General features: G+C 65.8%; 11 protein-coding genes. 5 read left to right on the top strand and 6 right to left on the bottom strand.

Annotation, left to right across the window (positions count from 1 at the left end; genetic code table 11):
* Positions 1-250 precede the first annotated feature (250 nt).
* Complete coding sequence (locus ACFQZZ_RS18500; RefSeq protein WP_378681817.1) at positions 251-1,054, top strand: class I SAM-dependent methyltransferase; 804 nt, start codon at positions 251-253, stop codon at positions 1,052-1,054.
* Positions 1,055-1,203: 149 nt separating this feature from the next.
* Here ACFQZZ_RS18500 and ACFQZZ_RS18495 read toward each other — a convergent pair whose 3' ends face one another.
* On the bottom strand, positions 1,204-1,788 hold the full coding sequence (locus ACFQZZ_RS18495) for a hypothetical protein (RefSeq protein ID WP_378681814.1): 585 nt from the start codon (positions 1,786-1,788) through the stop codon (positions 1,204-1,206).
* Positions 1,789-1,967: 179 nt separating this feature from the next.
* Positions 1,968-4,025, bottom strand: a complete 2,058-nt coding sequence (locus tag ACFQZZ_RS18490) for a M3 family metallopeptidase (protein WP_378681811.1) — start codon at positions 4,023-4,025, stop codon at positions 1,968-1,970.
* 80 nt (positions 4,026-4,105) lie between these two features.
* Here ACFQZZ_RS18490 and ACFQZZ_RS18485 point away from each other — a divergent pair, with 80 nt between their 5' ends.
* Together ACFQZZ_RS18485 and ACFQZZ_RS18480 are read left to right on the top strand one after the other, a co-directional pair.
* Entirely contained in the window at positions 4,106-5,338 is a 1,233-nt protein-coding gene (locus ACFQZZ_RS18485; protein ID WP_378681808.1) for an acyl-CoA dehydrogenase family protein, read from the top strand.
* A 61-nt stretch (positions 5,339-5,399) separates the two neighbouring features.
* Positions 5,400-6,395 (top strand): phosphotransferase family protein, encoded by a 996-nt coding sequence (locus tag ACFQZZ_RS18480; protein WP_378681806.1) that lies wholly within the window; start codon positions 5,400-5,402, stop codon positions 6,393-6,395.
* A 22-nt stretch (positions 6,396-6,417) separates the two neighbouring features.
* On the opposite strand, the gene ACFQZZ_RS18475 is transcribed toward ACFQZZ_RS18480, so the two are convergent.
* Both ACFQZZ_RS18475 and ACFQZZ_RS18470 read right to left on the bottom strand, forming a co-directional pair.
* On the bottom strand, positions 6,418-6,621 hold the full coding sequence (locus ACFQZZ_RS18475) for a hypothetical protein (protein WP_378681804.1): 204 nt from the start codon (positions 6,619-6,621) through the stop codon (positions 6,418-6,420).
* 1,042 nt (positions 6,622-7,663) lie between these two features.
* Positions 7,664-8,869 carry an MFS transporter gene (locus ACFQZZ_RS18470; RefSeq protein ID WP_378681801.1) on the bottom strand — a complete coding sequence of 402 codons (1,206 nt, stop codon included), beginning with the start codon at positions 8,867-8,869 and terminating at the stop codon, positions 7,664-7,666.
* A 73-nt stretch (positions 8,870-8,942) separates the two neighbouring features.
* On the opposite strand from ACFQZZ_RS18470, the gene ACFQZZ_RS18465 reads away from it, so the two are divergent.
* Positions 8,943-9,701 carry a DeoR/GlpR family DNA-binding transcription regulator gene (locus ACFQZZ_RS18465; protein ID WP_378681799.1) on the top strand — a complete coding sequence of 253 codons (759 nt, stop codon included), beginning with the start codon at positions 8,943-8,945 and terminating at the stop codon, positions 9,699-9,701.
* A 309-nt stretch (positions 9,702-10,010) separates the two neighbouring features.
* On the top strand, positions 10,011-11,027 hold the full coding sequence (locus ACFQZZ_RS18460) for an NADP-dependent oxidoreductase (protein WP_378681796.1): 1,017 nt from the start codon (positions 10,011-10,013) through the stop codon (positions 11,025-11,027).
* On the opposite strand, the gene ACFQZZ_RS18455 is transcribed toward ACFQZZ_RS18460, so the two are convergent.
* Positions 11,024-12,010, bottom strand: coding sequence for a zinc-binding dehydrogenase (locus ACFQZZ_RS18455; RefSeq protein WP_378681793.1), 987 nt, complete (start codon positions 12,008-12,010; stop codon positions 11,024-11,026). The two genes, ACFQZZ_RS18460 and ACFQZZ_RS18455, sit on opposite strands and share 4 nt — an antisense overlap.
* A gap of 2 nt (positions 12,011-12,012) precedes the next feature.
* Positions 12,013-12,435: an organic hydroperoxide resistance protein gene (locus ACFQZZ_RS18450; protein ID WP_378681790.1), complete on the bottom strand. Its 423-nt coding sequence runs from the start codon at positions 12,433-12,435 to the stop codon at positions 12,013-12,015.
* Between the last annotated feature and the right edge of the window lie 2 nt (positions 12,436-12,437).

Raw genomic sequence — 12,437 nt, 5'->3', positions numbered from 1 at the left:
CTCGCATTTGATCTTCACCCTGGACGCGGATTCGATGATCAAATTCGGTTGTTTTATCCGAGGGCGCCGCGTGGTGATCCGGCGCCACCAGGCGAGGTGTCGCGCCGCGCGACGGCGCGACACACTCGAGACCCGATGCCGTCCTGCGCCGTCTCTCCCATGTCGCGCAGCCGTCGGGAGTTGTTATGGTCTCCGCTACCGGTCCGGGCGCTGCCGCTCCTCGGCGCGATGTGGCTGCCAAGATGGGTCCATGGTTGACCGTGGGAATCGCGTAGGACCGGACTCGAACAGCGTGTTCGACTACGACGCTGAGCTACGCCATTATCATCAGCGGCTGCGCGACGTCATCGACGTGGCACCCGACGACAAGGTCCTCGACATCGGTTGCGGCGCCGGGCAGACCACCCGTGATGCCGCCAGGCTCGCGATCCGGGGCAGCGCACTCGGCGTTGACGCATCCTCGGTAATGGTGGCGCGTGCTCGCCGACTCGGCGCAGCCGAGGGACTCCGCAATGTGCGATTCGAGCAGGCGGATGCACAGGTCCATTCGTTCCCACCGGCGCATTTCACCCTTGGGATCAGCCGGTTCGGCACGATGTTCTTCGCCGATCCGGTCGAGGCATTGACCAACATAGGGCGCGCGCTACTGCCCGGGGCGCGGCTGGTGCAACTGGTCTGGCAGGACGGTAGTCGACAAGAGTGGGTGGCCGCGATACACCGCGCACTCGTGGGTGGTGACCCGCCGGTCCCCATTGCGGGTGACGGCCCGTTCTCCCTGGCCGATCCGGCCACGGTGGACGGCATTCTCACCACGGCCGGGTTTACCGATGTACGCATCACCGACGTGTGCGAGCCCATCTACTACGGCGCGGACCCCGACGCCGCCGTTGACGCGGTGCTCGTGTTGCGTATGGCCAGCGATCTGCTCGTGCAGCTCGATGCCGACGCGACCGAGCGGGCGCTCGAACGGCTGCGCCTGGTGATGGCCGCGCACAGCACAACCGGCGGCGTTTGGTTCGACTCGCGTGCCTGGCTGATAACGGCTCGCCGCTAGGTCAGGATTTCGATCCTGAGCTGACCTTCCGGAGATCTCCCCGCGATGCGGGCGTATTCGGCATGGTGCCCTCAGGCATCGTCTGGATCGCCGTCTGCGCACACGCTGCCGCCACCCTCCGCGAACAACCACACAGGGAAGTTGCGCGGCTATTGCTCCAGGTAGTCCTCTTCCAGGCGCTCCAACACCCAGACCCAATACGTCGACTCCGCCCACTCGTGGGCGCGGATCGCGGAGATCAGCTCCCGTGCGGCCTCGTCCGAGTCTGGACCCTCCAGCCGCGCGGCGAGACCCGCCATCAACGCCACCGCCCCGGCTGCCTCCCGCACCGAGGCGAACGCGACGCCTTGGTCGCCCTCGCCGTGGTCCCAGCCGCTCGGCGCGTAGACCTGGACCACGCCGGTCTCACCGTCCAGCATCAGGGTCATCTCCCCGTAGAACTCGCCAAGGCCGTAGGCGTACTTCGCGGGCGGGGAGTCGTCGTCGGGGTAGCGGCGGCCGAACAGCTCGTCCGGGTCGGCCTCCCACATACCCTTCTCCGGCAAGTCCGCCGAGTCGAACCACTCGCCGTCCACCGCCACCGCCGGGAACCCCACCTCGGTGAGGAAGGCCCGCGACTCGGCGTGCTCCAGCCGCTCGGGCAAGTCGGCCGGACGCCACAGGGCACCGGCGCCGACCTGCGCGGCCAGCCACTCGAAGGTGGGGTCCGCCGCCTTGGTGATCTCGATTGTCATGGTGCCATTGAACATCGCGTCGACAAACCGAATCCGGTTTCGGAATGTGTGGCTCGGCGACCAGCTATCCGCGATAGGCGCGCACGCATCACTGGCTTTCGCGCGGTCCGCGCAAAGAGGCTCGGCGACAACAGCACTCGAGTCCCGGCGACGCGCCGCCGCCCGTCAATGGCGTCTCGTCAGTCGACCAGCCCCCGCCGAACCAGTAGCGGTTCGATCTCGGGTGCTCGGCCCCGGAAGGACTCGAATGCCTCCAGCGGATCCACCGACCCACCCTTGGCGAGCAGCTCGCGTCGGAACGTCTCGCCCTTCTCACGGATCGACGCGACACCGTCGTTGAACCACTCCACTGTGTCCGCGTCCAGTACCTCACTCCAGATGTAGGAGTAGTAGCCTGCCGCGTAACCGCCCGAGAAGATGTGTGCGAAGTAGCCCGTCCGGTAGCGCGGCGGAATCGTCTCCATCGCGAGGCCCGCTTTCCGCAGCGCCTCCTCCTCGAACGCCTCGGGGTCCACCTCGGCCAGAGCCTCAGTTCCAGGCACGCGATGCCATGTCCAGTCCAGCAGTGCCGCGCCGAGGTACTCGACGGTTCGGAAGCCCTCGCCGAATCGCTCGGCCGCCGCCATGCGTTCGACCAGTTCGGCGGGCATCTGTTCGCCGGTCTCTATGTGCTTGGCGTAGTTCGCCAGTATCTCCGGCTGGGCCATCCACATTTCGTTCACCTGCGATGGAAATTCCACGAAGTCCCGCGGTACTTCGGTTCCGGCGAAGAACGGGTATCGCACATCCGAGAACAGCCCATGGAGTGCGTGCCCGAACTCGTGGAACAGCGTCCTGACGTTGTCCCAGGTGAGCAGCGCGGGCTCGCCCGCCGGCGGCTTTGCGATGTTGAGGTTGTTGACCACCACCGGCCTGGTCTCCAGCAGCCGGGATTGGCTGACCAGTTCGTTCATCCAGGCCCCGCCGCGCTTCGACGGACGGGTGAAGAAGTCGCCGAGGAACAGGCCGAGCGCGCTGCCGTCCGTGTCGAATACCTCGAAGACCCGGACCTCCGGGTGGTAGCCGACCAGATCCTCGCGCTCGCGGATGGTGATCCCGTAGACCTTCTCGGCGGCGTAGAACACGCCGTCCCGCAGTACCCGCTCGAGCTCGAAGTAGGAGCGCAGCGCCTCGGCATCTACCGAAAACCGTTCGGCCCGAACCTTTTCCGACCAGAATTGCCAGTCCCAGGAGCGGAGTTCGATATCCGCTGCCGGAGATTGTGTCGTCAGCATCGCGTTCACCAGCTCGCCCGCCTCCCGCTCCGCGTTGGCCACCGCGGGCGGAACCAGCCGTCCGAGCATCTCCTCGACCGCCTCAGCGGTCTTCGCGGTCTGGTCCTCCACCGCGTACGCCGCGTGGTCCGGGTAGCCGAGCAGCGCTGCCCGCTCGGCTCGCAGCGCGGCGATCCGGACGGCGACGCGGCCGTTGCGACCGTCCTCGCCCAACCCGCGCCCCAGCGACGCCGCCATCACACGACGCCGGACGTCGCGGTCGGCCAATTCGGCCAGGACGGATTGGTTGGAGAAATTCTGGAGGCTCAACGCCCACGCCCCCTCGCGTCCCAGCGACCGGGCGTTCTCGGCTGCGGCGGCCACTGCCACCGGCCCGAGCCCGGCCAGTTCTTCCACCTTCTCCAAGACCAGCGTCGCGGCGTTGGTGGCGGCCAGGTTGTTCTGCCCGAACTCGGTTGCCGCTGCCGCAAGTTCGGCGTTGAGCTCGCGTAGCCGGACCTGTCCCGCGGCGTCCAATCGGGCGCCGGCCCTGACGAACCGGACGTGGTATTGCTCCAGCAGCCGCAGTTCCTCGGCGTCCAGGCCCAGTTCATCGCGCCGTCGATAGAGCGATTCGATCCGGGCGAAGAGCTCGGGGTCGAGATAGATCGCGTCCCGGTGAGCGGCCAGCTTCGGGGACATCTCGGCCTCGATCGCGTCGGTGGCCGCGCTGGAGTCGGAGCCCGCGATATTGAAGAAGACATTCGCCACCCGGGTGAGCAATTCCCCCGAACGCTCCAGCGCCACCACGGTATCGGCGAACGTCGGCTCCTCGTCGACGGAGGTGATAGCGGCGATCTCGGCCAGCTGCTCGACCATCCCGCACTCGAACGCGGGCCGGTAGTGCTCCTCGCCGATCTCGGCGAACGGGGGCAGCTGGTACGGAAGCGTGCTGCGGTCGAAGAACGGGTTGCTCGTCGTCATAGGTGAAAGCCTATGCCCGCGGCTCAGGCGCGCTCGCCGAGACTATTGAACAGCGGTCAGTAAGTGCATAACCTCGGAGCATGGACTTCGCAGCATCGCCGCGCGCGGCCGAGTATCACGGCAAGGTAGCCGACTTCATCGCCAAGGAGATCGAGCCGGTCGAGGAGGAGTATCTGCGCACGTTGCGGGAGTTGGACGACCCGTGGGTGGTTCTGCCCGTCATCGAGGAGCTGAAGACCAAGGCGCGCCAGCAGGGGCTGTGGAACTTCTTCCTGCCGAAGGCGTACTCCGAGGCGACCGGGCAGGGGGCGGGGCTCAGCAATGTGGAGTATGCGCCGCTGGCCGAGTTGATGGGGCGGCATGTCATTGCGTCGGAGGTGTTCAACTGCAACGCGCCCGATACCGGCAATGCGGAAGTTCTGGTGCACTACGGCAGCGAGGCCCAGCAGCGCGAGTGGCTGGATCCGTTGCTGGCGGGGGAGATTCGTTCCGCGTTCTGTATGACCGAACCCGAGGTGGCCTCCTCGGACGCGACCAATATGGCCGCCACCGCCATCCCGGACGGCAATGACATCATCGTCAACGGCCACAAGTGGTTCTCTACCGGCATCGGCCACCCGAACTGCAAGTTCGTGATCTTCATGGGCCTGACCGATCCCGAGGCACACCGGCATGCCAGGCACTCGATGGTCATCGTGCCGGTCGGCACACCGGGAATGAAGGTCGAGCGGATGCTCGAGGTGTTCGGCTATCACGACGAGCCGTACGGGCACGGCGAGGTCAGCTTCGACAATGTTCGGGTACCGCGCGAGAACGTAATCGCCGGTCTCGGTAAGGGCTTCGAGATCGCGCAGGGCCGCCTCGGCCCCGGCCGCATCCACCACTGCATGCGCACCATCGGGCTTGCCGAGCGGGCGCTGGAGATCGGCATCCGGCGGGCGATGGAGCGCACCGCCTTCGGCAAGCCGCTGGTCAATCTCGGCGGCAATCGTGAACGCATCGCTCGTGCGCGCATCGCGATCAACCAGGCGCGACTGCAGGTGCTGCACACCGCGTGGCTGCTGGATACCAAGGGCGCTTTCGGTGCGCTGGCGGAGCTTTCGCAGATCAAGGCCTCGGTGCCGAGCATGGCCTACGAGGTGATCGATATGGCGATCCAGCTGCACGGCGCGGGCGGGCTGACCAACGACTTCCCGCTCGCCGGTGCGCTCGCGGGCGCGCGGTCGCTGCGGCTCGCGGATGGCCCGGACGAGGTGCATCTCGGCGTCGTCTCGCGGATCGAGCTCGCCCAGTACAAGACACTCGACCGATGAAAGAAGACTCATCGACACCCCCGGCGCGGTCCGTGACGAGGACGCTTTCGACGTCGCGGCCATGCACGAGTGGCTGTCGACGCAGGTCGACGGGTTGGTTGGTACGCCTGCGGTGCGCCAATTCCCTGGTGGCGCATCGAATTTGACCTACCAATTGTCCTACCCGGACCGCGAGCTGATCCTCCGCAGGCCACCCGGTGGGCATCGCGCGGCGTCCGCGCACGACATGCGCCGCGAGTTCCGCGTCCAAAGCGGTCTGAAGCCGGTATTCCCATACGTTCCGACGATGTCGGCGTTCTGTGGCGACGAGTCCGTGATCGGCTCGGAATTCTATGTAATGGAGAAGCTCGAGGGACTCATTCTCCGCCGCGATATCCCCGCCGAACTAGCGATCGGCCCGGATGCGTTGCGCGGCTTGTGTATCGAGATGATCGACAAGTTGATCGAGCTCCATCAGGTGGACGTCGAGAAGGTCGGGCTGACCGACCTCGGCAAGGGCGCCGGATATGTGCGCAGGCAGATCGACGGCTGGTCGGACCGCTACCGCAAAGCACGCACCGACAACGTGCCCGACTACGAAGAGGTCATGGCGTGGTTGTCGGCCAATCAGCCCGACGATGTCGGCACCTGCCTGATCCACAACGACTACCGGTTCGACAACATCGTCTTCGACGACGACATGGACGTGCTCGGCATCCTCGACTGGGAGATGGCCACCCTCGGCGACCCACTGATGGAGCTCGGTGCCACGCTGACCTACTGGGTGCAAGCCGACGACGACGACTTCATTCAGCAACTCCGACGCCAGCCGACGCACGTCCCCGGCATGCTGACCCGCGCCGAGATCATCGACTACTACTCCCGTACAACCGGCCTGCCAGTGCACAACTGGACCTTCTACGAGGTGTACGGAAACTTCCGACTGGCAGGGATCATCCAACAGCTCTACCGCCGTTTCCACGACGGTGGCACCCACAACCCGGTGTTCAAGGACTACTGGATGTTCGTCGGCTACCTGGAATGGCGCTGCAAAGAGGCCATCGAGAACGCCTCCTGATCCTGGAACGCGCGATCTTGCGCTATCCACTTTCACCGCGCTCTGCCGGTGCACCCCGCGGTGCCCGGTGAACTTCCCGCAGCGAATCCGCAGCATCGCCGAGAGCGGGGTCGACTTCGACGCCGACGATGCTGACGTTGCCGTCCGGAACCGCGGTAAGGACATCGCCGGTCGCGGCATAGATGTCTCGGTCGACGCCGCCTCTGCCGTGCAGGTCGTCGGCCATCGTTTTCGCCGCTGAACCGCCGGGACGGGCCGGGCTGCAGGAGAGCAGGACTATAGGACTACCTGGATTCGTTCGGAGTGCGTCTGCGAAATGCTCATTGCGGGACAGCAATTGAGCGTATGTCTGCCCGTCGACCTGAACAGTTTCTTTTCGCCAGCGCCCTGTTCGGATTCTGATGTCGAACGTGTGACTGTTGGCATGCGCGTGCACATATATCGGCTTCTTGTTGTCCACGCCGTCCGACCAGGGGGCTCGTCGCTTGCGACCGTAAGCCTCTGGCTTCTCCGCTCTCGGATCTTTTTTCCAGACCGCGTAGGTCACATAATCACTCGACCGTAAGGCCGCACTTGCCCACCGCGTGAGTCGCTTGACATCGCCCGTCCTCGACGGGAACGACACTCCGATGATCTTCCCGTCGGCATCCTTCAGAGGAACGGTGATGACATCGGCTGCCGTGAACCTCTGGACACGGCCTGAGCTGTCATGGCCGACGAAATCACCAGAGTCCACGTCCGACTGGCTGACTTGTCGTCGGCCTCTCTCATCGCCATGATGCAGATGTACGCCGGACCCGCGTAGATCACCGGCGGCGCCCGAGATGCGCCCCCGGCTGCTTTAGCGGCATCCCCGATAGCCGCATTCAGTTGCCCGACCATCCGGGCGACTACCGAAAGCATGAGGTCGACCTGCGCGCGGGCGATGGGTCCGCGGGCAGAGGCACTGTTTCCTCCTCATTGCGGGGTCGGTCGGCGTCGATTCATCAGCAGGTACATAGGCCGGGTTCGGCTGGAAAGGTCCGACATTGCCATCGTTCTCCGCTGCCCAGCATCGTCGGTTCCCAGCTCGGATCGAGCAGCACAAACCAGTCATCTTGCTGGATCGCCCTCGATATCGGCTCCATCGCAAATCACCTCTCCTCAAAGGGGATCGTACGGCTGATCCAAGAGTGCCTGGGGCCGCGGTATATCCGGTCGCTCGGCCCGCGGCGTACAGTCGCCTGCTCGGATCGCTCACCCAACCTGCGGAGGCGAGCATCCGTCGGCTACCTGGAATGACGCTGCAAAGAGGCCATGGGTAAAGGAGTTCGAGGCTCCGTCACCGAGGGCTGTGCACGCAGGACGCTGGACGAGGCGGCGGCGATGAAGCAGAACGCCACGGGTAGGAAGAAGGTGACGCCGAGTGGCACGAAATGCGTCATGGGTCCGATGATGGCGGGGCCGGCCAGCACGCCGAGATAACCGAGGCCTGCGACGCGGGCGACGTTGGCGCCCGCGGCATTTCGGTCGGCCTGGCCCGCCGCGCTGAAGAGTTGGGGGACACAACCGGACAGCCCGGCGCCGAACACGGTCCACCCCGCGAGGGTCAGTGGAATCCATGGGGACAGTGCCACCGTGATGAGGCCGAGCGCGGCAACGGATGCGCCGCATCGCAGGACGGTTGCGGGCCCGAAGCGTGCAGCCACTCGGTCTGCGAGCAGTCGGCCGACGGTCATGGCGGTCGCGAACGTGCCGTAGGCGAGGGCGGCGGTGGCGGCCGGCGCGGCGAGCGCGTCGCGGAGGTGCAGCGCGCTCCAGTCGTTGGCCACGCCTTCGCAGAGCATGAGCATGAGCGCGAGTCCGGCGAGGAACCAAATGCGCCGAGGCGTACTGCGCCGGATTTCTGGCACGAAAGCCTCTGCAGCGTGCGGGCTTTCGGGTCGAAGTAGCGCGGGAGCAGCCAGTATGGTGACCGCGAGGCCGACTGCCGCCGCCACGCCGAGGGTGGCGGCGGGGTGCCGGTCCCAGCTGAGGGTGCGCGCGCCGATCAGTGCGGCGGCGACACCGCCGAGCGAGTAGGTGGCGTGGAACGCGGACATGACCGGGCGTTGATAGCCGTGCTCGACTTGTACCGCATGGGCATTCATGGCGACGTCGAGGCAGCCGTTGCCGAACCCCAGCGCCAGCAGCGCCGCACCCAATGTCCAGACATTCGAGGCCAGGCCCGGCAGGACCACGGCTGCGCTGCACAGAGCCGCGCTCACCGGAACAACGATACGAGCGCCGAAGCGATCGGCGAGCGGGCCCGTGACCTGCATACCGGCGAAGGCGCCCGCTCCGAGCAGCAGCAAAAGCCAGCCGAGCACGGCATGCGTGATACCTACCCGATGCTCGACGGCAGGGATATGGACGACCCACATCCCGATGATGAAGCCGTTCAATACGAAGTACGCGAACGTGGCCAGCCGCCCGACCCGTAACGATCTTTGCATGGTTCGAACATATCGCACAGGGAACATGTTCGAAATATTGACTTTCTAACATTGAATCTGTTCAATTGTGGTTGTGTCCAGCATTGATCGACTACAGCGGATTACCGACGCCGTGCGCGAAGCAGGCCAGCTCGGGGTGGCGGAGTTGGCCGAGCTCACCGGCGCCTCTGAAATGACCATCCGCCGTGACTTGGAAGCTTTGTCCGGTCAAGGCGTCGTGGAGCGCTACCGCGGCGGAGCGCGAAGCCTGTTGCTGCGCGGCGACGAGCCGCCGTTCGCGCTGCGGGCGCACGAGGGGCTGGCAATCAAGCGTCGCATTGCCGTCGAAGTCGCCGGGCTGATCGCCGACGGTGAGTCGGTCGTTCTCGATAGCGGCACCACGTGTCTCGAGGTGGCCCGCGCGCTGGAGCAGCGGCGGCTGACGGTGCTGCCGCTGTCGCTGCACGCGGTGAACGCGCTCACTGCGGCACCGCAATTGACCCTGTTGGTGCCAGGGGGCACGCCGCGCCCGGGAGAGTTGGCTCTGACCGGCCCGCTGACCCTCGCATCGCTGGGCGCGCTGCGTTTCGATACGGCGATACTCGGCTGCTGCGGCCTGAACGCCGCCGACGGCCTGACCGCCTACGACCTGGACGACGCAGCCGTCAAACGCGCCGCGATCGCTTCGTCTCGCCGAGTCATCGCCGTCGCCGAAGCCACCAAACTCTCCCGAACCGCCCTGGCGTTCGTCGCCCCGGCCGCAGCACTGCACGCCGTGGTCACCGACGAGTCGGCAGCCGACGTCGAAACCGCTGCGCTGACCGCCGAGGGCGTCACCCTCCACAAGGCGTAACCCGCCCCGGCCCCCGAGTCCATCGTCGACATCCGCATTCTTATCGGGATTCGCATTCTCTGCGGGTGCCGAGCTGGCGCGGATCCCGAGAAAATGTGCGAATTCAGCGTCGTGCGGGTCGTTGGTATCGGCTGCCGGGGCGCAGACGCCGGCCGGTGGGTCGGCCACGCGGCTGCATCGCCTCTGCTCGGCCTGGCACGAGCTACGGACTGTGTCGGGCTGCGCTCATTAGACGGCTGCTTGCCTTCGCTCGGCTCGGCTCGGGCGATAGACGAAGTGCGTCCGGCTGTGCCCGTCTAGGGTGAATGCATGGTCGAGTCGACGAGAATCGTGCTTGCGTCCCGTCCGGTGGGTGCACCGACCCCGGCGAACTTTCGTATCGAGACCGTGGAAATACCCGAGCCCCGCGAGGGCAACGTGCTGCTGCGGACGTTGTTTTTGTCGCTCGATCCCTACATGCGGGGGCGGATGAGTGCGGCGAAGTCGTATGCGGCGCCGGTCGAGGTGGGTGATGTGATGGTCGGCGGCACGGTTGGCGAGGTCATCGAGTCGCGTGACCCCTCGCTCGCCAAAGGCGATGTGGTGCTGGCTTATTCGGGCTGGCAGACCCATGATGTCGTGCCCGCCTCCAGTGTGCGCAAGCTGGATCCGGACAAAGTGCCGGTCTCGACGGCGCTCGGCGTGCTGGGGATGCCGGGGTTCACGGCGTACTCGGGGCTGTTGAAGATCGGCCAACCGAAGCATGGCGAGACCGTGGTGGTCGCCGCCGCGAGCGGCCCGGTCGGGTCGGCGGTCGGGCAGATCGCCCGCATGAAAGGCGCGCGAGTGGTGGGGATCGCCGGTGGCCCGGAGAAGTGCGCCTACGTCAAGGATGAGCTCGGCTTCGATGCCGCCATCGACCACCGCGCTTCGGACTTCGTCGAGCAGTTGCTGGTCGCCGTGCCCGATGGCATTGATGTCTACTTCGAGAATGTCGGTGGGGCGGTGGCCGATGCGGTCTATCCGTTGCTGAATACCTATGCGCGCGTACCGGTTTGCGGTCTCATCGCCAACTACAATGCATCCGGCGCACCGGAGGGCCCGGACCGGCTGCCCGCCTTCTACGGCCGAATTCTGACCAAGAGCCTCACCATTCGCGGATTCATCCAGACCGAATTCGTGAAGGAGATGTACCAGGACTTCCTTCGCGACATGTCCGGCTGGATCGCCGAGGGCCGTGTCCGCTACCGCGAGGACATTGTCGAGGGCCTCGAGCATGCTCCTGAAGCGTTCATCGGCATGCTCGAGGGCCGCAATTTCGGCAAGGTCGTGGTTCGAGTCGGTTAGACCGGCTCCGGCGACAACGCGACCTTCGCGCTACGTCCAGGGGTTTCGCTGGCCGCCGCCGCATCGGCTGCGGCTTCCAGCGGGTACACGGCTTCGATACCGAGCCGCAGGGCACCGCCGGCCGCCATGCCGATCAACTCGCCGATCAACCGGCGCATATCGTCCGCGCTGGTGTTCTCGGCGCGCATGGAACCCCAAAAGCCTTTGATGATGGCCTGTTTGAAGATCAGGGCGCCCGGGTTGATGGTGAGCGGCTGTCCGGACAGTGCACCGAACGAGATCAACTCACTATTCGGCGCGAGCAGCGACAACAATCCGTCGGCTGCGCGTCCACCGACCTGATCCACCGCACGGACAATCGGTGCGCCCGAGGTGGATTCGGTGGCGCGCGCAACCCAGCCCTCGGCCTCGGTGTCGATCACCGGCTCGAAACCCAACTCTTGCAACGCCCGCACCGACACCGGTCCACGCACCAGGTTGAGCACATGGATACCGCGTTGCCGCGCAAGCACATTCACCAGACGGCCGACCGCACCGTTGGCGGCGTTGATGGCAATCCAGTCGCCGGGCGCCACGTGCAGGTCTTCGAGCAGCATCAAGGCGCTGAGCGGCATCGCCAGCAGTTGGGCGGCGGTTTCGTCGGAAATCGAATCGGGCAGCGGGACCACCTGCGCGGCCCTGGCCACGAAGTACTCCGCCCATGCCCCGTGAATGCCGGAAACACTGACACGCTGCCCGATTTCGAGACCGGTCACTCCCGGTCCGAGCGCGTCGATTCGTCCAACGGCTTCGGTGCCGGGGATCGCCGGCAGTGTCGGCTTGTAGCCGTACACACCGCGCACAATAGCCAGATCATGATTGTGAATCGGCGCGAGAATCAGCCTGATTCGCACCTCACCGGCGCCGGGCTCGGGTGTCGGTCGCTGCGCGGCAGTCAGTACGTCTTTCGGCTCGCCGAACTGTTCGATGACGACTGCACGCATGATCAGTCCTCCGCTACGACGACGTCGACATCGATATTGCCCCGAGTCGCGTTGGAGTACGGGCACACCTGGTGGGCTTTGTCGGCCAGCGCCCGCGCCTCGTCGGCGGCCAGATGCGGCAGCGACACCTCGAGGGTGACCGCGAGCTGGAAGCCGCCCGCCTCGTTCGGTCCGATGCTCACCTTCGCGCCGACCGCGGAGTCGTCGACATTGGCATCGGCATGCTTGGCGACCAGGCGCAGTGCCGAGTGGAAGCAGGCCGCATAACCGGCCGCGAACAGCTGCTCGGGGTTGGTGCCCTCGCCGCTGCCGCCCATCTCCTTGGGGGTGGACAGATCGACATCGATCTTGCCGTCGGTGCTGCGGGCGTGTCCGTTGCGGCCGTCGCCGGTGGCTAGTGCTTCCGCGGTGTAGAGGGTCTTCATGC

It is taken from the genome of Nocardia sp. GCM10030253 (assembly GCF_042675075.1).
In the GTDB taxonomy this organism is placed as follows: Bacteria; Actinomycetota; Actinomycetes; order Mycobacteriales; family Mycobacteriaceae; genus Nocardia.
This window is presented reverse-complemented; position numbering and strand designations above follow the sequence as displayed.